We start from the raw sequence: 22,229 nt of genomic DNA on the forward strand, positions 1-22,229 counted from the left end.
GTTGCAGTCCTTTTATGCTTGTAGATTCCCATTGCCACCTCGATCGCCTTGACCTCGCCGCCCACGACGGCTCCCTGGATGCCGCACTGGACGCCGCCCGGCAGCGGGGTGTCGGGCACTTCCTGTGCATCGGCATCAGTGCCGACAACGCCGCCGACGTGAAAGCGCTGGCCGAACGCTACGACGACGTCGACTGTTCGGTGGGCGTGCATCCGTTGGACGTCCAGCCGGGCGCGGCGCCGGCGCTGGATTGGCTGTTGCGTGAAGTCGATCACCCCAAGGTGGTGGCCATCGGCGAGACCGGGCTGGACTACCACTACGAACCGGAAGCCGCCGAACTGCAGCAGGAATCCTTCCGCCTGCACCTGCAGGCCGCGAAGCAGACCGGCAAGCCGGTGATCATCCATACCCGCGGAGCGCGCGAGGACACCCTGGCGCTGCTGCGCGAGGCGGCGCTGCCCCAGGCCGGCGTGCTGCATTGCTTCACCGAGGATTGGGACATGGCCAAGGCCGCCCTGGACATGGGCTACTACATTTCCCTGTCGGGCATCGTCACGTTCCGCAACGCCGATGCGCTGCGCGATGTGGCCAGCCGGGTGCCGGCGGACCGCCTGCTGGTGGAGACCGACTCGCCGTATCTCGCGCCGATCCCGTACCGGGGCAAGCCGAACCTGCCGCAGTACGTGCGGGAAGTGGCAGAGTTCCTGGCGATGCTGCGGGGCGAGGACTACGAGCGTTTCGCCGCCCAGACCACCGCGAACTTCAGGCGGCTGTTCCCGCTGGCTCACGTAAGCGCCTGAATCGCGGGCAAAAAAAACCCGGGTTCTGGGGGGTGAATCCGGGTTAAGACCATTAGGAGTAAAACAAAGGCACGCGGTCCTTTGGTACCTTTACCGGCGCGGCACTTGGGGGAGATGCCGCCCGACAGTTCAAGTATTGATCAGTCTGGCGTTCAGTCCAGTGGGTCGGCCGGGGTTTTTAAACAAATTTGGAATACGATCGCTTCGGTTGAGTTCTCATTCCCGGGCAAACGTTCGTGAAACGAACGGGAAACACAGATATGGTCGGATGATCCGTGCATTTTTGCGCAAGTTAGGCATAATACGCGGCTTCGTATTTTGACCCCTACAGACCTTTTCTTATGCACAAAGAACCTCGTAAGGTCCGTGAGTTTCGTCGCCGCGAGCAAGAAATTCTCGATACCGCGCTCAAGCTGTTCCTCGAACAAGGTGAAGACAGTGTCACCGTCGAGATGATTGCTGATGCCGTGGGGATCGGCAAAGGCACGATCTACAAGCACTTCAAGTCCAAGGCGGAGATCTACCTGCGCCTGATGCTCGATTACGAGCGGGACCTGAACGCGCTGTTGCATTCGGCCGATGTCGACAAGGACAAGGAAGCCCTGTCCCGTGCCTACTTTGAATTCCGCATGCGCGATCCGCAGCGTTACCGCCTGTTCGACCGGCTGGAAGAAAAAGTGGTCAAGGGCAATCAGGTGCCGGAAATGGTCGAGGAGCTGCACAAGATCCGCGCCTCGAACTTCGAACGTCTGACCCTGCTCATCAAAGGCCGCATCAGCGAAGGCAAGCTGGAGGACGTGCCGCCGTACTTCCACTATTGCGCGTCCTGGGCGCTGGTGCACGGTGCCGTGGCGCTGTATCACTCGCCGTTCTGGAGCAACGTGCTGGAGGACCAGGAAGGTTTCTTCCAGTTCCTGATGGACATCGGCGTGCGCATGGGCAACAAGCGCAAGCGTGACCCTGAAGCGCCGACCAACTGAAGCCATTCAGTTGCCTTATCGCGCCATGTTTTCGCTGCATGGCGCAGTACCACAGGAATATACTCAGGCATAGGGGTTGCTAAAACTTGATTTGTGAGTCAAGTTTTAGCCGCCCGATTTACTGTTGCCGGAGTGATCATGATCGTTGACCGTCAAGGCAGGCGTTTTCGCAATCTGCGGATCAGCCTGACCTCTGCCTGCAATTACGCCTGTACCTACTGCGTGCCGAACGGCAAGCGGCTGGTGGCTGCGCAGGATGAGCTGTCGGCCGAGGCCATGGCGCGCGGCGTGGCCTATCTGATCGAGGCGGCGGGCATCGAGCGTCTGCGCATCACCGGTGGCGAGCCGCTGGTCAGCCCCAAGCTCGAATCCTTCATGGGCGCCGTCGGCCAGATGGGGCTGGAGGACATCAGCCTCACCACCAACGGTCAGTTGCTGGCGAAAAAACTGCCGTTGCTGGTCGACGCCGGCCTGCGACGGATCAACGTTTCCCTCGATACCCTGGACGCCGGCGCGTTCCGCAGCATCGCCCGTGGCGGCGACCTGGCCACGGTGCTCGACGGCATGGAGCAGGCTGCGGCGGCAGGCCTGAAGATCAAGGTCAACATGGTGCCGTTGCGCGGGCAGAACCTCGATCAGGTGATGCCGCTGCTCGACTACTGCCTGGCGCGGGGTTACGAGCTGCGCTTCATCGAGCTGATGCGCATGGGCCACCTGGCCAACGACACCAATGCCTTCCTGCAGCAGTTCGTCAGCCTGCAGCAGTTGCTCAGCCTGATCGGCGAGCATTACGAGTTCGCCCAGGCCGATGCGCCCATCGATGCCACCGCCGTGCGCTACGGGATTCCCGGCGTCGGTCATTTCGGCGTGATCGCCAATGAAAGCGTGCCGTTCTGCCGGACGTGCTCGCGGTTGCGCCTGTCTTCCACCGGTTGGCTGCATGGCTGCCTGTCGTCGAGCAACCGCCACTATGTCGGCGACCTGCTCGACAAGCCTCGCCATCAGGCGTTGCCGGCGTTGCAACGGTTGCTGGTCAAGGCGCTGGGGGACAAGCAGGAGGTGGCGTTCTCCGGCGGCGCGACGGTGATGAAGATCATCGGTGGCTGAGCCGGCCTCTTTGCGAGCTGTGAGACGCACCGGATGACCGAGCTGGCGCAAAAGCTGCATCCTACGGCCATTCGCCGGTTTTCCGTCACCGGCTTCTGGAGGATGAGGATGCGTAGCCTGGTTTTGCTGCTGGCCGTTCTGGCACTTGGTGGCTGTATGACTGTCAGCGATATGGCGGAGGGCACCCGCTATCAGATGAGCGACGCGGGCCTGCTGGATCACAGTGACAGCCGGCGCGTGAACAACCTGCGCATTCAGCCGGACTCGTTCATCTACATCGCCCAAGGGGCGTTCGCGCCGCCGGGCGGTTCTTACCCGCGCCCGAACGTGGTCGCCGAGGAAGCCTTCAAGGGCTTCGTCGAGTATTTCCCGATGGTGCGCCGCGCCCGTGCGCCGGAAGGCCTGGATCAGGCGATGGGCGAGGCCCGTGAGGCCGGCGCCCACTACCTGCTGTACACCCGTTTCGCCAAGGCCGACAACCGCATCGGCAACTCCGATGAATGGCTCGACGAGGAGGCGGTCGATCGCCTGGGCATCGACAGCGGCGTGATTCAGATCATGTTGATCGAGACCAGCACCCAGTATCTGATCGATACTGCACGGATCAAGAGCCGTGGCGGGTTGCTGACGTTCCACGACAACAAGCCGGAAGACCTGATCGGCCCGCCGCTTGCCCAATATGCGCGCAGCCTGCTGGGCGTGGCCGACCAATAACCAGAGGAATGCGCCATGAGCGGACCGCAAAAGGCCAATGACTTGCTGGGGCAAATCCCCAAGACCCAAGGCTTGCCCCCGGTGGACTTGTGGAATCCGGATTTCTGCGGCGATATCGACATGCGCATCGCCCGGGACGGCACCTGGTTCTACCTGGGCACGCCGATCGGGCGCAAGCCGATGGTCAAACTGTTCTCCACCATCATCCGCCGCGACGGCGATGACTATTTCCTGATCACCCCGGTCGAGAAGGTCGGGATCAAGGTCGACGATGCGCCGTTCGTGGCGATTGCCGTCGAGGCGCAAGGCGAGGGCGAGGCGCAGGTCCTGCGTTTCACCACCAACGTCGACGAGACCGCCGAGGCCGGCGCGGAGCACCCGATCCGTGTGCAGACCGATCCGCTCACGCAAGAGCCCGCGCCGTATGTGCATGTGCGCAGCAACCTGGAAGCGCTGATTCACCGCAACGTGTTCTACCAACTGGTGGAGCTGGCGGTCAGCCGCGAAATCGACGGCCAGCGCTGGCTCGGCGTGTGGAGCGGGGGCGAGTTCTTCCCCATCGGCCTGGAACCCTGATGTTCATGCATCATCTGCAGGAGCCAGTAGGCTGGCTCCTGCAGGTTTTTTGCGTGGGATCGAATAATCCGATTTGACTCCCAATCGTATGATGATTAGCGTGGGCACCCATCGCAAATGGCGTTGAGGTGTCCATGTCCAGCAGCTTTCATGCGTCAACGGTCGATTGGCTCGGCGGATGGATCGCGGCCGGCCATGTGCAGCCGGGGCAGGCCATCAAGGTCGAGGCCGATCTGGGCGAGCAGCTCGGCGTCAGCCGCACCGTCATCCGCGAAGCCATCAAGACCCTAGTCGCCAAAGGCATGCTTGAGGTCGGGCCGAAAGTCGGCACCCGGGTGTTGCCGGTGCGGCGCTGGAACCTGTTCGATCCGCAGGTGGTGGGCTGGCTGTCGCGCAACGGGCTGCCGGAGAATTTCGTCGACGACCTTCTGGACCTGCGCCGCACCATCGAGCCGATGGCGGTGCGCTGGGCCTGCGAGCGGGCCACGGCCGAACAGCTGCACGCCGTGCAACTGGCCTACAACGCGCTGGAACGGGCGGTGGACGGCGGCCTCGATTACAACCGCGCCGACCAGGCCTTTCACGAATGCATCCTCGCCGCGAGCCACAACCAGTTCATCGAACAGATGGTGCCGGCCCTCGGCGCGTTGCTGGCGGTGTCCTTCGAGGTGTCCGCCGCCGACCCCAATGAGCTGCGCCGCACGTTGCCGATCCACAAAGACATGGCCGACGCCATCGCCGCCCGTGACGCCGCGCGGGGCGTCTGGGCCTGCATGACGTTGATCGACGACGCGGATCTGGCGATCAAGCGTCATTACCCGCAGGTGATGGCCGACAGACAACAGGGCTGACCGCAGCGCAGCCCTTGTGGAAGCGAGCCCGCTTGCGACGGCGGATTCTCGGCCGACACAGAAGCGACTGACACACCGCCATCCCCAGCCAACACAGACGATCGAAGGAGGTTGCATGACGTGGACCGCAGTGACCCAGCACCGGGCGCACCTGGGCGAAGGCCCGTTCTGGGATGCGCCGACCCAGGCGCTGTACTGGGTGGACATCGCCGGCCGCCAGGCCTTGCGGCTGATCGGCCACAACGTGCAGATCTGGCAGATGCCGGAGCACGTGTCGGCGTTCATTCCCTGCGCCAGCGGCGATGCGCTGGTGACCCTGAGCAGCGGCGTGTACCGCCTGGATCTCGACTCGCCGGGCCTTGAGCCCAGGCTGACGCTGTTCTGCGTCGCCGACCCGCAGCCCGGCAACCGGCCCAACGAGGCCCGCTGCGATGCCTTGGGCCGGCTGTGGCTGGGCACCATGCAGAACAACATCGGCGAACAGGGCGAGGACTTGCCCATCGTGCGGCGCTCCGGCGGGCTGTTCCGCATCGATCCGGACAGGCGCGTCACGCCTCTGCTGCGCGGCCTGGGGATCCCCAATACGCTGCTGTGGCGCGACGGCGGCACCACGCTGCTGTTCGGCGACAGCCTCGACGGCACGCTTTACCGCTACTTCGTCCATACCGACGGCAACCTCGACACCGCCTACATCTGGTACGGCCCCGGCCAGCACCAGGGCAAGCACGGCGGGCCGGACGGCTCGGCGATGGACGTCGACGGCTACGTGTGGAACGCCCGCTGGGACGGCGGTTGCCTGCTGCGCCTGACCCCGGACGGCCAAGTGGACCGCCGGATCGAACTGCCGGTCAGCCGGCCGACCAGTTGCGTGTTCGGCGGCGAAGACATGAAAACCCTGTACATCACCAGTGCCAAGAGCCCGCGCAACCACCCGCTGGACGGCGCGGTGCTGTCGATGGGGGTGGATATCGCCGGCGTGGCTTGCACCCGCTTTGCTGGGTGATTCCCACAATATGGGATGCAAAATTATATATTGAGATTATTTGGCGGTCGGGTTTATAGTCGGCCCCAGCAGTGACACGCACTCACACTCAAAAAGAACAAAACAGGTGAAGTGATGCAGCCAATCTCCCTCGCACTCCCCAGTGGAGCCGGCGCTTCGGGCCGTTTCGGTGCCGTCGCGTCCATGCGCCTGTTTGTTCCAGAAGCCTTCCGTACCGGACATCGTCAGATGTCCGGTTTTTTTTGCGCTTTGAAACAGGAGTCCTGATCCATGGCTGAACCCCTTTCCCTGCCGCCGGTGCCTGAACCGCCGAAAGGCGAGCGCCTGAAGAACAAGGTCGTGCTGCTCACCGGTGCCGCCCAGGGCATCGGCGAGGCGATCGTCGCCGCGTTCGCTTCGCAGCAGGCCCGGCTGGTGATCAGCGATATCCAGGCCGAGAAAGTCGAGAAGGTCGCCGCCCATTGGCGCGGGCAGGGCGCCGACGTTCAGGCGGTCAGGGCTGACGTGTCCTCCCAGCAGGACCTGCACGCCATGGCCGAACTGGCCGTGGGCCTGCACGGGCGCATCGACGTATTGGTCAACTGCGCCGGCGTCAACGTGTTCCGCGACCCGCTGCAGATGACCGAAGAGGACTGGAAACGCTGCTTCGCCATCGACCTGGACGGCGCCTGGTACGGCTGCAAGGCTGTGCTGCCGCAGATGATCGAGCAGGGCGTCGGCAGCATCATCAACATCGCCTCGACCCATTCGACGAACATCATTCCCGGCTGCTTTCCGTACCCCGTGGCCAAGCACGGCCTGCTTGGACTGACCCGCGCCCTGGGCATCGAGTACGCGCCCAAGGGCATCCGGGTCAACGCCATCGCGCCGGGCTACATCGAAACCCAGCTCAACGTCGACTACTGGAACGGCTTCGACGACCCCCATGCCGAACGCCAGCGCGCCTTCGACCTGCACCCGCCGCGCCGCATCGGCCAGCCCATCGAGGTGGCGATGACGGCGGTGTTCCTGGCCAGCGACGAAGCGCCGTTCATCAACGCCTCGTGCATCACCATCGATGGCGGCCGTTCGGTGCTGTACCACGACTGACGCAATGGCGTTTGGGGCGGATCAGTCCGTCTGAAATTCAATCATCATACGATATGACTATTGTCGGTACGGAGGGAGGGCGGCTTCGCCGCTTGGCAGGCGCAAGCGCCCTCGCCGCCAAGACTTAACGCTTTCGAACAACGCTCAAGAAAAACAACAAGGAGTCTGCTCATGAAACGTCGTTACGGAATCCGCAATTTGTGCAGTGCCGCGCTGGCGACCGCTGCGTTCAGCCTCAGCGGCTCGCTGCTGGCCGCCGACCCGGTGAAGATCGGCTTTCTGGTCAAGCAGGCGGAAGAGCCCTGGTTCCAGACCGAATGGGCCTTCGCCGAAAAGGCCGCCAAGGACAAAGGCTTCGAGCTCATCAAGATCGCTGTGCCGGACGGCGAGAAAACCCTCTCGGCCATCGACAGCCTGGCCGCCAACGGCGCCCAAGGCTTTGTGATCTGCCCGCCGGATGTGTCCCTGGGCCCGGCGATCATGGCCAAGGCCAAGCTCAACGACCTGAAGGTGATCGCCGTGGACGACCGCTTCGTCGACGCCAGCGGCAAGTTCATGGAGGACGTGCCGTACCTGGGCATGGCCGCGTTCGAGGTGGGCCAGAAGCAGGGCGCCGCCATGGCCGCCGAAGCCAAGAAGCGCAACTGGGACTGGAAAGACACCTACGCGGTGATCAACACCTACAACGAGCTCGACACCGGCAAGAAGCGCACCGACGGTTCGGTCAAGGCGCTGGAGGATGCCGGCATGCCGAAGGCCAACATTCTGTTCTCGGCGCTCAAGACCCTCGACGTGCCGGGCAGCATGGACGCCACCAACTCGGCCCTGGTGAAGCTGCCGGGCGCGGCGAAGAACCTGATCATCGGCGGCATGAACGACAACACCGTGCTGGGCGGCGTGCGCGCCACCGAAGCGGCCGGGTTCGCGGCCGGCAATGTGATCGGCATCGGCATCAACGGCACCGACGCCATCGGTGAGCTGAAAAAGCCCGCCAGCGGCTTCCACGGTTCCATGCTGCCCAGCCCGCACATCGAGGGCTACAACACCGCGAGCATGATGTACGAGTGGGTCACCACCGGCAAAGAGCCGCCCAAGTACACCGCGATGGACGACGTCACCCTGATCACCCGCGACAACTTCAAGCAAGAGCTGGAAAAGATCGGCCTGTGGAACTGAAGACTGTCCGGACGGTGTGAAGAGGTGGCTTTATGCACGCGCAAGAACAGACACACGAACACGAACCGCCTTCTACCGGCGGCAGCCTGCGCTTCAACGGGATCGGCAAGACCTTTCCCGGCGTGAAGGCGCTGGACGGCATCAGCTTCGTCGCCCGGCCGGGGCAGGTGCACGCCCTGATGGGCGAGAACGGTGCCGGCAAATCGACGTTGCTGAAGATCCTCGGCGGCGCCTACCTGCCCAGCAGCGGCGAACTGCAGATCGGCGAGCGGACGATGGCGTTCCGCTCCACCGCCGACAGCATCGCCAGCGGCGTGGCGGTGATCCACCAGGAGCTGCATCTGGTGCCGGAGATGACCGTGGCCGAGAACCTGTTTCTCGGTCACCTGCCGGCGCGCTTCGGCCTGGTGGACCGCGGCGCGTTGCGCCGTCAGGCCTTGGCCTGCCTCAAGGGCCTGGCCGATGAGATCGACCCGCAGACCAAGGTCGGACGCCTGTCCCTGGGCCAGCGGCAATTGGTGGAGATCGCCAAGGCGCTGTCCCGGGGCGCCCACGTGATTGCCTTCGACGAACCGACCAGCAGCCTCTCGGCCCGGGAAATCGAGCGTCTGATGGCGATCATCGGCCGCCTGCGCGACGAAGGCAAAGTGGTGCTGTACGTCTCCCACCGCATGGAGGAGGTGTTCCGCCTCTGCGACGCAGTGACGGTGTTCAAGGACGGCCGCTACGTGTGCACGTTCGAGGACATGAGCCAACTGACCCATGACCGCCTGGTGACCTGCATGGTCGGGCGCGACATCCAGGACATCTACGACTACCGTAGCCGGCCCCGGGGTGCGGTGGCGCTCAAGGTCGACGGCCTGCTCGGGCCGGGCCTGCGCGAACCGGTCAGCTTCGAGGCGCACAAGGGCGAAGTCCTCGGCCTGTTCGGGCTGGTCGGCGCGGGGCGCACGGAGCTGCTGCGCCTGCTCAGCGGCCTGTCGCGCAACAGTGCCGGACGCCTGCTGCTGCGCGGCCATGAACTGAAGCTGCGCTCGCCCCGCGACGCCATCGCCGCCGGGATCCTGCTGTGCCCGGAGGACCGCAAGAAGGAAGGCATCATCCCGCTGGCCAGCGTCGCCGAGAACATCAACATCAGCGCCCGCGGCGCCCACTCCGGCCTCGGCTGCCTGCTGCGCGGGGTCTGGGAGCGGGGCAACGCCGACCAGCAGATCAAGGCGCTGAAGGTAAAGACGCCCCACGCCGGGCAGCCGATCAAGTTCCTCTCCGGCGGCAACCAGCAGAAGGCGATCCTCGGCCGCTGGCTGTCGATGCCGATGAAGGTGCTGCTGCTCGACGAGCCCACCCGCGGCATTGACATCGGCGCCAAGGCCGAGATCTACCAAATCATCCACGACCTGGCCGCCGGCGGCATTTCGGTGATTGTGGTGTCCAGCGACCTGATGGAAGTGATGGGCATTTCCGACCGCATCCTGGTGCTGTGCGAAGGCGCCGTGCGCGGCGAGGTCAGCCGCGACCAGGCCAACGAATCCAACCTGCTGCAACTGGCTCTGCCGCGCCAACGCGCCGGCGCGGCGAACTGAGAGGTGAACATGATGACGACTCAAAACGAAACCTTGCCGACGCCGCGCAAGCCTATGGACCTGCGGCGCTTTCTCGACGACTGGGTGATGCTGCTGGCGGCCGTCGGCATTTTCGTCGCCTGCACGCTGCTGATCGACAACTTCCTGTCGCCGCTGAACATGCGCGGGCTGGGGCTGGCGATCTCCACCACCGGGATCGCCGCCTGCACCATGCTGTATTGCCTGGCGTCGGGGCACTTCGACCTGTCGGTGGGCTCGGTGATCGCCTGTGCCGGCGTGGTGGCGGCGGTGGTGATGCGCGACACCGACAGCGTGCTGCTCGGCGTCGGCGCGGCGCTGGCGATGGGGCTGATCGTCGGGCTGATCAACGGGATCGTGATCGCCAAGCTGCGGGTCAATGCGCTGATCACCACGCTGGCGACCATGCAGATCGTCCGGGGCCTGGCCTACATCTTCGCCAACGGCAAAGCGGTGGGCGTGTCCCGGGAATCGTTCTTCGTGTTCGGCAACGGGCAGATGTTCGGCGTGCCGGTGCCCATCGTGATCACCGTGCTGTGCTTCCTGTTCTTCGGCTGGCTGCTCAACTGCACCACCTACGGACGCAACACCATGGCCATCGGCGGCAACCAGGAAGCGGCGCTGCTGGCGGGGGTGAACGTCGACCGCACCAAGATCATCATCTTCGCCGTGCACGGGGTGATCGGCGCGCTGGCCGGGGTCATCCTCGCCTCGCGCATGACCTCCGGCCAGCCGATGATCGGCCAGGGTTTCGAGCTGACGGTGATTTCCGCCTGCGTGCTGGGCGGGGTCTCGCTGAGCGGCGGGATCGGCATGATCCGACACGTGATCGCCGGGGTGCTGATCCTGGCGATCATCGAGAACGCGATGAACCTGAAGAACATCGACACGTTCTACCAGTACGTGATCCGCGGCTCGATCCTGCTGCTGGCGGTGGTCATCGACCGGCTCAAGCAGCGCTGACCGGCAGCGCCTGAACCGACGCCATCGCCAGCAGGCTGGCTCCCACCTCGTTTTGCGGTGAACGCAAACCCTGCATTCAGCCGAGAACCCTGTGGGAGCGGGCTTGCCCGCGATGGCATCAGCCCAGGCACCGCGCAGTCGCAAAGGGTGGGAGCCAGCCTGCTGGCGATGGCGTAGGCCCAGGCACCTCAAGGTCCGCAGAAGAAACTCATCCCGCCTTGCGCAAGGCCTCGATCAGTTCCTGCTTGCGCATCGTGGAGCGGCCCGGAATGGCCTTTGCCCGCGCTTCTTTCCTCAGGCTCTCGACCGTTTGGGTGTTGCGCGAAGCCCGGCTGTCGCGCGGGTGGCCTTCACGGCTGGCGGCCGCCCGCCGCGCTGATTCCTCACGGTCCCTGGCCTTGGCCTGCGCCGGTTTCTTGCGGCCCGAGCCGCCGGCCTTCTCGCCGCCGCCGGACTGCTTGTTCACCGTCGCCCAGGCGCGGGCTTCGGCTTCGTCCTTCGGCACGCCTTTGTGTTCGTAGCTCTCTTCGATGTGCTGCGCCTTGCGCTTTTGCTCGGCGGTGTATTTGGCTTTGCTTCCACGGGGCATGGGGTGTTCCTCCTACGGGTTGCCGCTGCCGGAGCCCGGCAGGGCGTCGGGCGTCTTGCCGCTGCCAGGGGCGGGGTCGGCAGGCGGGACGGGATTGCCGGGTGTGCCACCCTGGCGCCCCGGATCGTTGCCCTGGGTGCGGGGGTCGATGCCGGTGGCCGGCGGCAGGGCGTTTTCCACGCCCGAACCATCGGTGTTCATGCCGGGGGCACTTTGGATGGCGGGCGCCTTGGGCCGCTCGACCGGATCGGTGGGGCCGGTGCCGGCGGCGGTGACCGTGGCGGCGAAGGCCGCCGGGCAGAGCGCGGCGGTGAGCAATAGGGCAGTCAGCCTTGACGCAATCATGGCGAGTCTCCAGTGATGGATGTCCTTACCTGTCGTTGGTCTGCTGCTGCCGCGCCGAGGTGCCCGGCCGATGACGAACGGTCTAGGCCGTTTGTGCCCAGCGCGCCCGTGACCGTCGCCACAGCAGGCGGGCGACGGTGATCAGCCAGTTCAGCGCCGCCACCGCCAGAACCGTCAGCAGCAGGGCCGGCATGCCCCGCTCGACGATAATCTTGCCCGCCAGCAGCGGAAAGCCGAACACGCCGATGAAGTACGCCAGGCTGAACAGCAGCAACGCCTGCGGCATGGTGCCCGGCGGCGCTTCGTTGGCCGCCAGGCCGTTGATCACCGAATAGGTGAGGCCGTAGCCGACGCCCAGCATCAGCGCCGCCAGCAGGTAAGCGGCGCCGCTGTGCACACCGAAGGCGAACAGCACGATCGAGCCCAGCATCAGCCCCGACAACAGGCACGACGCCCGCAGCGGATCGCGCTTGACCACCCACCCCGCGATCAGCAAGCGGCTGCTGATGGCCGCGCTCATGAAGCCGATGAAGAACAGCGAGTAATCCAGCGAGCGGCCGGCGGCGTAGCTGGTCTGGAAGCTCGACAGGCCGCCGAACACCGCGCCGCCCAGCCCGACCATGATGATCGGCAGCACCGCCCGGGAACCCAGCACCTGTGCCGTCGCGCGCCAGGAAATGCGCGCGGCCGATGTCGCCTGGCTGCCGTTGAGCCGTGCGCCGAGGCGCCAGAACAGCCCTGCGCCGATCAGGCTCGCCGCCGCCGCGAGGACGAACGCCGACGTCACCGGCCAATCCAGCGCGGTGGCCGCACGGCCGAGCAGCGGGCCGCTGCCGATCCCGGTCATCATGCTGCCGGACAGCAGGGCGAAATACTTCGCCCGTTGCGTCGGGCTCACCAGGCTGGCGACGATGATCGGCCCCAGCGTGTAGAACACCCCCCAGCCCAGCCCCAGCAGCAGGCCGAAAAACAGCAGCAGCGAACCGAACCCCGGCGTCAGCGCAAACCCCAGGCTCGCCGCCGCCAGCAGCAGGCCGAACAGCGCAATGGAGCGCGCCGCGCCCAGCCAGTCGGACAGGTGCCCGGACACCAGAACCGCCGCAAAGGTGCTGAGCATCGCCGCACTGATCACGCTTCCGGCGTCGTGTTCGTTGCCGCCGCGGGAGCCGATCAGCAGCGACAGCAGAAACGTCGCGCCGTAGGACAGCGACAGCAGATAGCTGGCCAGGCAAAACAGGCCGAACAGCCTGTCCGGAACCTTGGGTGTTGCGTGAGGCATGACGCGTTTCCTTCAGCCGACAGAAATGAGCGTCCCCTATCTACCATGCCGGGCGGGCGGGTTAGGTCAAAGGTTGGTGGAGTCAGGATCGGCGCCGGGCGGAGTAACCGTCAGGCGATGCCGATCTCTTCCTTGAACTGCTCCATGAATTGCTTCAGGCGCTGATGGCGCAGTTGCGCGTGGCGCTGGCCGGCCACGGTGCGGAAACCGGCGGCCAGGTGCAGCAGCTTGGTCTGGAAGTGGTCGAGGCAGAAGCGGCGGTCGTCGTACTCCCGGTCTTTGGCTTCGGGGTCGAGCGGATCGTACAGCGCGCTGCCCATGCGCCCGGCGGTGTAGAACGTGCGGGCGACGCCGAGCATGCCCAGCGAATCGAGCCGGTCGGCGTCCTGCAGGATCCTGGCCTCCAGCGTCAGCGGCTCGATGCCGGCGGAAAAGCTGTGGGCCTCGATGGCGTGACGCACGGCGTCGATCTCGGCTTGGGGCCACTCCAGCGTCGTCAAGACCGTTGCGGCCTTCGCCGCCGCCAGGCGCGATGCCTGCGAACGCAGCGGCGAATTCTTCTCTACCGCCACGCAGTCGTGCAGCAGCACCGCCGCCAGCAGCACCGGCAGATCCCCGCCTTCCTCTGCCTGCAGGGCCCGCACGTTGTGCCATACCCGCTGCAGGTGCGACAGGTCGTGGGCGCCGTCTTCCGAGGGTTCCAGGGCGTGGGGCAGCAGTTGGGCGGCGAGCGGGGCCAATGGGGAAAAGGCGAGGTTGTTCATGGGCGTTGTGTCCGGCATGCGAAGATCCTGTGGGAGCCAGCCTGCTGGCGATGGCGTCAGTCCAGGCGGCGCCTGGCTGGCCGGATAGGGTAGTGCGTGCATCGCCATGTGACGAGCGCTGCGCGCCGCCGTAGTATGGCGCTTTTCCATTTCCGACAAGGCCCGTCCATGACGATCGAGATCCGCCCGGCGACCCCCAGCGATGCACCGCAAATCCTCGCGTTCATCACGGAACTCGCCGATTTCGAAAAGGCCCGCCACGAAGTCATCGCCAGCGTCGCCGACATCGAGCGCAGCCTGTTCAGCGAAGGCGCCACCGCCCACGGCCTGATCTGCCTGCGCGACGGCCTGCCCATCGGGTTCGCGGTGTTCTTCTTCAGCTATTCGACCTGGCTCGGCAGCAACTGCCTGTACCTCGAAGACCTCTACATCACCCCGGAGCAGCGCGGCGGCGGCGCCGGCAAGACCCTGCTGCGCCACCTCGCCAAGATCGCCTGCGCCAACGACTGCGGCCGCTTCGAGTGGAGCGTGCTGGACTGGAACACCCCGGCCATCGAATTCTACAAATCCCTCGGCGCCCAGCCGCAGGAAGAGTGGGTGCGCTACCGCATGGACGGCAAGGTGTTGCGGGAGTTTGCCGAGGGCTGAAAAAAGTGGGCGGTTCAGGGTTCGCCTGATTGTCCGCACGCTTCCCGTCCGGCATCCTGTGCGCCTTTTTTTGCGCGCTCACGGACGACACCTGCAATGCCTTCGGCACTCTTTCTCCACGCCCGTGGAGCCTTCGCTGCGTCAATGAGTGACCGGCGATGAGCGGACTACGGGCGTTCATGCGTCTGTAGGGCCTGGTGAAAAACCTCGGCTCTACCGACAACCCCCATCGGCAGGCGGTGGACATTCTCTGCACCGTCAACCGCACGGGCGGCAACGCCATCCGCGCCTTCGTGTCGCGCCTCGACGCCGAACTGATGGCGCGCAGCGCGGGGCTGGAGGGCTACCGCGTGATACCGCTGCGCACCTTCGACCCGAATGCGTTCATCGGCGCCCATTGCGGCTGGCTGATCCTTCACGTGTGCTGCGGCTTCACCGCCCCGGCCGGGCAAGCGATGCTGCATGAAGGCACGCTGTCGCCGATGGGCTGGTATGTCTACCTCGAAGCCGGGCGCTGGACGGCCGGGCACTACCTGGAGCTCGGCCCGCAAATGGCCGGACTGCTGCAAGACACTTACCGGTCGCACGGTTTGCGCCACTACAACGATTGGCTCAACGAACTCGACGACGCCACGCCAGCGGAGTTGGCCTGGCAGGCCGACCAAGCCTGGCAGCGCGCGCAGACCGTCATCGCCCACGACGGCCGAGGGCATCGCCACGGCTTGTTCGACCCCACCGACAACCGCTGGCGCTTCGCCGCGACCGACATTGATATCCATCAGCCTCACCCGGAACCCTTGAAGCAAGGAGCTTTGAATTGAGTGGAAAACCCGCCGCCCGCGTCTCAGACCCGACCGCGTGCCCTTTGCCTGGTCATGGCAACAACCCGATCGTCTCCGGCTCCCCTAACGTGTTCTTCGACGGCCTCCCGGCCGCGCGCATGACCGACAAATCCGCTTGCGGCAGCCCGATCACCGGCGGCGTCTCCGCCACCGTATTCATCAACGGCCTGAACGCCGCGACGCTCGACAGCACCGGAGGCCACGGCAATGTCGTGGTGGGCGGTTCCGGGACGGTGATCATCGGGCAGAGCGGGGGAGGGGCGGCGTTCAGTGGGTTGTTGCCGATGCCGGTGCATTTCAATGACCGGATGCAGGTGGTCAATGAAATCACCGGCGAACCAATGCCAAATCACCCTTATGCGATTCAGCGTGGTGATGGGAGCGTAGAGCACGGCGTAACGAATGAGGCGGGCTTCACCCATATGGTGAGTTCGCATCTGCGTGAAACCATCAAGTTGTTTGTGGAGTAGTAAACTATGGCAGCTGAAAATCCTGCGCTTAAAGGGTGTCAAAGGCTGGTCGTGGCCCATGACTTGACTTGCAAAACTGATGGGACTGTAAAGCAGGCGACGGTTGCTCCCAAGAAAATTGTCCTCTTTTTCGTGGGCGGTGCTGGAGATAAAGAAAGCTATTATGGTACAGGGCCGAATAATAACGTTGCCGATGTGCAAAAAATATTTGTGAAGAATATGGATGCTGAGGGGCTTTGCGCAGATAACTATGATGCGCATCATATTGGCTATAACTATTTTTTTAATGATGAAGACCTGAAAAGTAATGTGCTAGATAAGATTGCTGATATGACGACTCCCGTATACATAGTTGGGCATAGCCTTGGGGGCTGGAATGGTGCACATTTGTCCGCTGTTTTGACGGATAGGGGGTATCGAGTTTCGTTTTTAGCCACACTTGATCCAGTAGGTGAAGGAAAGATTGTGTGGGGGATATCCAATATCTATCGTCAGGAGCCGAAGCCGAAGGCCGAGTACTGGGTAAATGTCAGGGCCGACGCGAAAAACTGGAACTTTTCTGATCTGGTGGCTGATTTCGGGGAGCAATGGGATATGAAAAGCGGGCCCAATATGAACGGAAGGGTAGATGTAAATCACGCCGATGCTGGGTATATATATACAAGGGCACTGCCGAGTGGGAAATCGGCTAGAGATGTTTTGATGCAGTCTGTTGTCAAACATTTTAAAGGAAGACAGTGTGCGTAATTTTATATTGTTTGTTGCTCTGTTGCTTAGCTCGTCCTGTGCCATGAATCATGGGAAGCCTATTGCTAACCTAAAATATCTCGGGGTGGATCGCTATCTGGATAGGAATATATATCAGGTAAGATTCGCTTCTGATGTTGATGTTGTTGATTTATTCAAATCGAAAATAAGTCAGGCTTTAATCTGTTCGTTTGGAGATGATTTGGACTTTTCGGTTTCTCATGCCATGGATAGTTATGGGGAAGGATCTATAGAGTCGATAGTTTCAAGTAAAAGTCCGGAGTTTAGGGCTGATGTATTGTTTTTCGAGAGGAAGGATGCTACCAGCGAGAAAGTCCTAGATAGTGAAGGGTTGAAATCACGTTTGCTGGGGAGAGAGTTTCTTGTTTGTAAGGTAAGGATAAACTCCTACTCCTATAAGGTGTACTTGTCAGAGGAAATGAGATTGCCGGTGGCCGACCTTCTGAGAGAGGTCGAGAAGTTCAAATAGGTAATCCTGATGTGAAGATCAAATTTTCAATACTTTTCTTGATGCTTTGTGCATCTTGTGTAAAAAAAATCAAGCTCCCTGAGCCGCGCATAGAGTTTATTTCCGTGGCGGAGATTAAAGGCAGTCCTTTTCTTGATCTTCACTTCAGTTCGAAGACCGACCTGTTGATGTTCTTTAAGTCAAATACCGGCGAGGATCAATTGGGAGAAGCGCTGATCTGCTCTTTGGATCAGAATGTTCCCTTTGAGAGGAGGCAGGATTTGCCGCGTTACCTTGAGGGTGAAATGGTTGAGGTCGGTGGCACTGCGCCAGGGCCGGATGGGAAGCATATTTACTCCGCTCGCCTCTTTGCCATGCAAACACCGGATGGCGGAATATCGAGCACTTTCATTCCCAAGGCTCAACTGCTGGAAGTATTGAGGGGGCAGGATTTATTGGCTTGCAGGGTTTTTACTTCCTCTTACTCATATGGCGGTTATTACTCGAATTCAATGAATGTTCCGGCAGTTGAGGTTGTGCGCGCCATTGAGTGAAGGAATGGTCGGTAAAGAGATTGTTTTTGGGTGACGTGCAGCCATGAACTCACCCTAAGGATGAAACCCGCCTGATTCTTCCCAACTACCCTGCACCCACCCATCCAGCGCTTGTCGCCCCGCCCCGGCCTTCCCCTTGCTGAAGCCAGGGCAGCGCAGAGCAGCAGCGTTTTCAGCGGATGTCCCATTTCTTTCTTCCTTGATCCGTCGGCAGTCGTGCCGCAGGTGCGCATTTCAGAGCGTTGGCGAAGGTATGCGCGTCAAACTCACGTCCCATAATATGGGATTGATATTTATATATTGAGATTCTGCAGCGCCCAGGTTTATAGTCCAGCCCACTCACTGCCAAAAACAAAACAGGTGAAGCGATGCTGGCGCAATTGATCGCCCTCGATTGGGGGACGACCTCCCTACGTGCTTACAAACTCGGGCCGGACGGCCAAGTGCTGGAGCAGCGGTCGCTGTCGTTCGGGATTATGCAGTTGCCGAAGACGGCGCGGGTCATCCATGGCCGCGAATGCGTCGACGGTTTTGAACTGGCGTTCGACGAGGCCTGCGGCGACTGGCTCGATGCGCAGCCCGGCCTGCCGGTGATCGCCTGCGGCATGGTCGGCAGCGCCCAGGGCTGGCGCGAGGCGGCCTACCGCGAGACGCCGGCCGACGTCGCCGACCTCGGCCATTCCCTGCAGGTGGTGCGCAGCCAGCGCGGTGTCGATGTGCACATCGTGCCGGGCGTGATCCAGCGTTCGCGCCTGCCGAACGTGATGCGCGGCGAGGAGACCCAAGTCCTCGGCGCGCTGCAGAACCTGGCGCCGGGGGCGGGCGGCGATCTGTTGATCGGCCTGCCGGGCAGCCATTCGAAATGGGTGGAGGTGGCCGAAGGCTGCATCACCCGGTTCGACACTTTCATGACCGGCGAAGTGTTCGCCGTGCTCAGCGAGCACAGCATCCTCGGGCGGACCCAGCAGCTCGGCGCGGCCTTCGACGGCCAGGCGTTCGACCGGGGCGTGCAGGTGGCGTTGTCGGCGGAGGGTGAGATCGGCGTGTTGTCCACCCTGTTCAGTGCCCGCAGCCTGGGCCTCACCGGCGAACTCAGCGCCACCGCGCAACCTGACTATCTGTCCGGCCTGCTGATCGGCCATGAGCTGGCGGCCCTCGCCCAGGTGCAGCGGCAGCGGCGCCACAGCGTGCACCTTCCTGCGATCGTCCTCATCGGCAATGGCGCCTTGTGCGCCCGCTACGGTCGAGCCCTCGACGCCTGCGGCTTCGCCCGCGTGACGCTGGCCGAGCAGGCCACCGAGCGCGGCTTGTGGCAACTGGCGCTGGCCGCCGGACTGATCGTTTCCCCATCCCGTTAACCCCCGACTGGAGGCCAGACATGCTCAAGCAAGCATTGGCGCAAAACGGTCTGATCGCGATCCTGCGCGGCCTGCACCCGCAGGAAGCGGCCGCGATCGGACACGTCCTGTATGCGGCCGGATTTCGCGTCATCGAAGTGCCGCTCAATTCCCCTGCGCCGTACGAAAGCATCCGTATCTTGCGTCAGGCGTTGCCCGCCGACTGCCTGATCGGCGCCGGCACGGTGCTGACCCCGGAGCAGGTGGAGCAGGTCAAGGAGGCCGGCGGCCAGGTGATCGTCATGCCCCACAGCGACGCCAAAGTCCTGCGGGCGGCGAAGGCGGCAGGGCTGTACCTGTCGCCGGGCGTGGCCACGCCGACCGAAGCCTTCGCGGCGCTGGAGGAGGGCGCGGACATTCTCAAGCTGTTCCCGGCCGAACAGATGGGACCTGCGGTGGTGAAAGCCTGGCTGGCGGTGCTGCCGGTCGGGACGGTGCTGGCGCCGGTCGGCGGCGTCACCCCGGACAACATGCAAGCGTTCATCGACGCCGGCGCCAAAGGCTTCGGCCTCGGTTCCGGCCTGTTCAAGCCCGGCATGACCCCGGAGCAGGTGGCGGCCAGCGCCAAGGCCTACGTCGCTGCCTGGAACGCCCTGCGCTAAGCATTCGGCTCATCTACAAGAGAGACAAACAGATGAAAATCACCAAACTCACCACCTTCATCGTCCCGCCGCGCTGGTGCTTCCTCAAGGTCGAGACCGACGAGGGCGTCACCGGTTGGGGCGAGCCCGTGGTCGAAGGCCGCGCCCACACCGTCGCCGCCGCCGTCGAGGAATTGTCCGACTACCTGATCGGCAAGGACCCACGCAACATCGAGGACATCTGGACGGTGCTCTACCGCGGCGGCTTCTACCGCGGCGGCGCCGTGCACATGAGCGCCCTGGCCGGCATCGACCAGGCGCTGTGGGACATCAAGGGCAAGGCCCTCGGGGTGTCGGTGAGCGACCTGCTCGGTGGTCAGGTGCGGGACAAGATCCGCGTGTACTCGTGGATCGGCGGCGACCGTCCGGCGGACACCGCGCGGGCGGCGAAAGAGGCGGTGGGCCGCGGCTTCACGGCGGTGAAGATGAACGGCACCGAAGAGCTGCAGTTTCTCGACACTTTCGACAAGGTCGACCAGGCCCTGGCCAACGTGGCGGCCGTGCGCGATGCGGTGGGGCCCAACGTCGGCATCGGCGTGGACTTCCATGGCCGGGTGCACAAGCCCATGGCCAAGGTGCTGATGAAGGAGCTCGATCCGTTCAAGCTGATGTTCATCGAAGAGCCGGTACTCAGCGAGAACTATGAAGCCTTGAAGGAACTGGCGCCGCTGACCAGCACCCCGATCGCCCTCGGCGAGCGGCTGTTTTCCCGCTGGGACTTCAAGCGCGTGCTGAGCGAAGGCTACGTCGACATCATCCAGCCGGATGCGTCCCACGCCGGCGGCATCACCGAAACCCGCAAGATCGCCAACATGGCCGAAGCCTACGACGTGGCGCTGGCCCTGCACTGCCCGCTGGGGCCGATTGCGCTGGCGGCGTGCCTGCAACTGGACGCGGCCTGCTACAACGCGTTCATCCAGGAGCAAAGCCTGGGCATCCACTACAACGAGAGCAACGACCTGCTCGACTACGTGAAGGATGCGCGGGTGTTCGACTACGACCAGGGCTTCGTCAGGATCCCGAACGGGCCGGGGCTGGGGATCGAGATCAATGAGGAATACGTGACCGAGCGCGCCGCCGTCGGCCACCGCTGGCGCAACCCGGTGTGGCGCCATGCCGACGGCAGCTTCGCCGAGTGGTGAGTCCTGCCTGACCCGCCGCCAATCCCCTGCGGGAGCCAGCCCTGCCGGCTCCCGCAGCGTGATCTCCAGGGACAGGGGATCGGCCTTCATCCCAGACCTCAATAAACACAAGAAAGAGGCTCCCCATGCAACCGCAAACCCTCACCGGGCAGGCGTCCTTGGTCACGCCCAGCCGCAAGCGGTTTTTCATCATGGTGCTGTTGTTCATCACCGTGGTCATCAACTACCTGGACCGCAGCAACTTGTCGATCGCCGCTCCGGCGCTGACCAGCGACCTGGGCATCGACCCGATCCATGTCGGGCTGATTTTCTCCGCGTTCGGCTGGACCTACGCCGCCATGCAGATCCCCGGCGGCTGGCTGGTGGACCGGGTGCCGCCGCGCATCCTCTACAGCGCCGCGTTGCTGCTGTGGTCGCTGGCCACGGTGATGCTCGGTTTCGCCGCCAGCTTCATCGCGCTGTTCGTGCTGCGCATGGCGGTCGGCGCGCTGGAGGCGCCGGCCTACCCGATCAACAGCCGGGTGGTCACCACCTGGTTTCCCGAGCGCGAACGGGCCACGGCCATCGGCTTCTACACGTCCGGGCAGTTCGTCGGGCTGGCGTTCCTGACGCCGGTGCTGGCCTGGCTCCAGCATGCGTTCGGCTGGCACATGGTGTTCGTCGCCACCGGCGCGGTGGGCATCGTCTGGGCCGCGATCTGGTACGCGGTGTATCGCGAGCCCCGGGATTTCAAGGGGGCCAACGACGCGGAAATCGACCTGATCCGCGAGGGCGGCGGGCTGGTGGACATCCAGGCCGATGCGGCGAAGGTGAAGGCGGCGTTCAACTGGCGCGATCTGGGCATCGTCCTGAGCAAGCGCAAGCTGTGGGGGATTTACCTGGGCCAGTTCTGCCTGAACTCGACGCTGTGGTTCTTTCTGACCTGGTTCCCGACCTACCTGGTGAAATACCGCGGCATGGATTTCATCAAGTCCGGCCTGCTGGCCTCGCTGCCGTTTCTGGCGGCGTTCGTCGGCGTGCTGTGTTCCGGGTTCTTTTCCGACTTCCTGATCCGGCGCGGCTGCACGGTGGGCTTCGCGCGCAAGTTGCCGATCATCGGCGGGCTGCTGATCTCCACCTCGATCATCGGCGCCAACTTCGTCGAGTCGACGCCGCTGGTGATCGCCTTCCTGGCGCTGGCGTTCTTCGGCAACGGGCTGGCCTCGATCACCTGGTCGCTGGTCTCGACGCTGGCCCCGGCGCGGCTGCTGGGCCTGACCGGCGGGGTGTTCAACTTCATCGGCAACCTGTCGGCGATCGCCACGCCGATCGTCATCGGTTTCCTGGCCAGCGGCGATTCGTTCGCCCCGGCGATCACCTACATTGCGCTGCTGGCGCTGATCGGTGCGCTGTCCTACGTGCTGCTGGTGGGCAAGGTGGAGCGCATCGAGTTGTAGTCGCCGGCGCCGGGCGACCATAATGCCGCCCGTTCCCTCGCTCAAC

General features: G+C 63.7%; 25 protein-coding genes. 21 read left to right on the forward strand and 4 right to left on the reverse strand.

Annotated features, from left to right (window positions below; all coding sequences use genetic code 11):
- The first annotated feature begins 14 nt into the window (after window positions 1–14).
- From CAG41_RS06040 to araH, 11 genes are all read left to right on the forward strand, one after another.
- The gene (locus CAG41_RS06040; protein ID WP_085656043.1) at window positions 15–800 is read left to right on the forward strand and encodes a TatD family hydrolase; all 786 of its coding nucleotides are present in this window, start codon (window positions 15–17) and stop codon (window positions 798–800) included.
- 341 nt (window positions 801–1,141) lie between these two features.
- The gene (locus CAG41_RS06045; protein WP_085578111.1) at window positions 1,142–1,780 is read left to right on the forward strand and encodes a TetR/AcrR family transcriptional regulator; all 639 of its coding nucleotides are present in this window, start codon (window positions 1,142–1,144) and stop codon (window positions 1,778–1,780) included.
- A gap of 138 nt (window positions 1,781–1,918) precedes the next feature.
- Entirely contained in the window at window positions 1,919–2,887 is a 969-nt protein-coding gene (locus CAG41_RS06050) for a GTP 3',8-cyclase MoaA (protein ID WP_085578110.1), read from the forward strand.
- Window positions 2,888–2,995: 108 nt separating this feature from the next.
- Window positions 2,996–3,601: a DUF4823 domain-containing protein gene (locus CAG41_RS06055; RefSeq protein WP_085578109.1), complete on the forward strand. Its 606-nt coding sequence runs from the start codon at window positions 2,996–2,998 to the stop codon at window positions 3,599–3,601.
- A 15-nt stretch (window positions 3,602–3,616) separates the two neighbouring features.
- Window positions 3,617–4,177, forward strand: a complete 561-nt coding sequence (locus tag CAG41_RS06060) for a DUF1285 domain-containing protein (RefSeq protein ID WP_085706785.1) — start codon at window positions 3,617–3,619, stop codon at window positions 4,175–4,177.
- A gap of 134 nt (window positions 4,178–4,311) precedes the next feature.
- Window positions 4,312–5,028, forward strand: coding sequence for a FadR/GntR family transcriptional regulator (locus tag CAG41_RS06065; RefSeq protein ID WP_085578107.1), 717 nt, complete (start codon window positions 4,312–4,314; stop codon window positions 5,026–5,028).
- Window positions 5,029–5,143: 115 nt separating this feature from the next.
- Window positions 5,144–6,031 (forward strand): SMP-30/gluconolactonase/LRE family protein, encoded by an 888-nt coding sequence (locus CAG41_RS06070; protein WP_085578106.1) that lies wholly within the window; start codon window positions 5,144–5,146, stop codon window positions 6,029–6,031.
- 270 nt (window positions 6,032–6,301) lie between these two features.
- Window positions 6,302–7,120, forward strand: coding sequence for an SDR family oxidoreductase (locus CAG41_RS06075; RefSeq protein ID WP_085636735.1), 819 nt, complete (start codon window positions 6,302–6,304; stop codon window positions 7,118–7,120).
- Window positions 7,121–7,291: 171 nt separating this feature from the next.
- On the forward strand, window positions 7,292–8,296 hold the full coding sequence (locus CAG41_RS06080; protein WP_085578104.1) for a substrate-binding domain-containing protein: 1,005 nt from the start codon (window positions 7,292–7,294) through the stop codon (window positions 8,294–8,296).
- Window positions 8,297–8,328: 32 nt separating this feature from the next.
- Entirely contained in the window at window positions 8,329–9,879 is a 1,551-nt protein-coding gene (araG, locus tag CAG41_RS06085) for an L-arabinose ABC transporter ATP-binding protein AraG (RefSeq protein WP_085629701.1), read from the forward strand.
- Between the two features lie 12 nt (window positions 9,880–9,891).
- On the forward strand, window positions 9,892–10,860 hold the full coding sequence (gene araH / locus CAG41_RS06090) for an L-arabinose ABC transporter permease AraH (RefSeq protein ID WP_085578286.1): 969 nt from the start codon (window positions 9,892–9,894) through the stop codon (window positions 10,858–10,860).
- A 208-nt stretch (window positions 10,861–11,068) separates the two neighbouring features.
- Here araH and CAG41_RS06095 read toward each other — a convergent pair whose 3' ends face one another.
- From CAG41_RS06095 to CAG41_RS06110, 4 genes are all read right to left on the reverse strand, one after another.
- Complete coding sequence (locus CAG41_RS06095; RefSeq protein ID WP_085656046.1) at window positions 11,069–11,449, reverse strand: Rho termination factor N-terminal domain-containing protein; 381 nt, start codon at window positions 11,447–11,449, stop codon at window positions 11,069–11,071.
- A 12-nt stretch (window positions 11,450–11,461) separates the two neighbouring features.
- Window positions 11,462–11,794 carry a hypothetical protein gene (locus tag CAG41_RS06100; RefSeq protein ID WP_085578101.1) on the reverse strand — a complete coding sequence of 111 codons (333 nt, stop codon included), beginning with the start codon at window positions 11,792–11,794 and terminating at the stop codon, window positions 11,462–11,464.
- Window positions 11,795–11,876: 82 nt separating this feature from the next.
- Window positions 11,877–13,073: an MFS transporter gene (locus CAG41_RS06105; RefSeq protein ID WP_085706786.1), complete on the reverse strand. Its 1,197-nt coding sequence runs from the start codon at window positions 13,071–13,073 to the stop codon at window positions 11,877–11,879.
- 110 nt (window positions 13,074–13,183) lie between these two features.
- Window positions 13,184–13,837 (reverse strand): HD domain-containing protein, encoded by a 654-nt coding sequence (locus CAG41_RS06110; RefSeq protein WP_085706787.1) that lies wholly within the window; start codon window positions 13,835–13,837, stop codon window positions 13,184–13,186.
- Window positions 13,838–14,005: 168 nt separating this feature from the next.
- Between CAG41_RS06110 and CAG41_RS06115 the strand changes: the two genes are divergently transcribed.
- The 10 genes from CAG41_RS06115 (at window position 14,006) to CAG41_RS06160 (ending at window position 22,183) form a co-directional block, all read left to right on the forward strand.
- Entirely contained in the window at window positions 14,006–14,485 is a 480-nt protein-coding gene (locus tag CAG41_RS06115) for a GNAT family N-acetyltransferase (protein ID WP_041475599.1), read from the forward strand.
- A 197-nt stretch (window positions 14,486–14,682) separates the two neighbouring features.
- Window positions 14,683–15,306 carry a hypothetical protein gene (locus tag CAG41_RS06120; protein ID WP_256582523.1) on the forward strand — a complete coding sequence of 208 codons (624 nt, stop codon included), beginning with the start codon at window positions 14,683–14,685 and terminating at the stop codon, window positions 15,304–15,306.
- Complete coding sequence (locus CAG41_RS06125; RefSeq protein WP_085629709.1) at window positions 15,303–15,797, forward strand: PAAR domain-containing protein; 495 nt, start codon at window positions 15,303–15,305, stop codon at window positions 15,795–15,797. Before CAG41_RS06120 ends, CAG41_RS06125 begins: the two co-directional genes overlap by 4 nt.
- A 6-nt stretch (window positions 15,798–15,803) precedes the next feature.
- Window positions 15,804–16,544, forward strand: coding sequence for an alpha/beta fold hydrolase (locus tag CAG41_RS06130; RefSeq protein ID WP_085693982.1), 741 nt, complete (start codon window positions 15,804–15,806; stop codon window positions 16,542–16,544).
- The gene (locus CAG41_RS28185; protein WP_139832987.1) at window positions 16,537–17,034 is read left to right on the forward strand and encodes a hypothetical protein; all 498 of its coding nucleotides are present in this window, start codon (window positions 16,537–16,539) and stop codon (window positions 17,032–17,034) included. Before CAG41_RS06130 ends, CAG41_RS28185 begins: the two co-directional genes overlap by 8 nt.
- Window positions 17,035–17,045: 11 nt before the next feature.
- Window positions 17,046–17,567 (forward strand): hypothetical protein, encoded by a 522-nt coding sequence (locus CAG41_RS06140; protein WP_085636737.1) that lies wholly within the window; start codon window positions 17,046–17,048, stop codon window positions 17,565–17,567.
- Window positions 17,568–17,935: 368 nt separating this feature from the next.
- Window positions 17,936–18,925 carry a 2-dehydro-3-deoxygalactonokinase gene (locus CAG41_RS06145; protein ID WP_085636740.1) on the forward strand — a complete coding sequence of 330 codons (990 nt, stop codon included), beginning with the start codon at window positions 17,936–17,938 and terminating at the stop codon, window positions 18,923–18,925.
- Between the two features lie 20 nt (window positions 18,926–18,945).
- Window positions 18,946–19,566: a 2-dehydro-3-deoxy-6-phosphogalactonate aldolase gene (locus CAG41_RS06150; protein ID WP_085636742.1), complete on the forward strand. Its 621-nt coding sequence runs from the start codon at window positions 18,946–18,948 to the stop codon at window positions 19,564–19,566.
- Window positions 19,567–19,598: 32 nt separating this feature from the next.
- Complete coding sequence (gene dgoD, locus CAG41_RS06155) at window positions 19,599–20,747, forward strand: galactonate dehydratase (RefSeq protein WP_085578092.1); 1,149 nt, start codon at window positions 19,599–19,601, stop codon at window positions 20,745–20,747.
- Between the two features lie 125 nt (window positions 20,748–20,872).
- The gene (locus CAG41_RS06160; RefSeq protein ID WP_085578091.1) at window positions 20,873–22,183 is read left to right on the forward strand and encodes an MFS transporter; all 1,311 of its coding nucleotides are present in this window, start codon (window positions 20,873–20,875) and stop codon (window positions 22,181–22,183) included.
- The last annotated feature ends 46 nt before the right edge of the window (window positions 22,184–22,229 follow it).

Origin of the sequence: Pseudomonas sp. B35(2017), from assembly GCF_002113645.1 — a bacterium.
GTDB classification, from domain to species: Bacteria; Pseudomonadota; Gammaproteobacteria; order Pseudomonadales; family Pseudomonadaceae; genus Aquipseudomonas; species Aquipseudomonas ekonensis.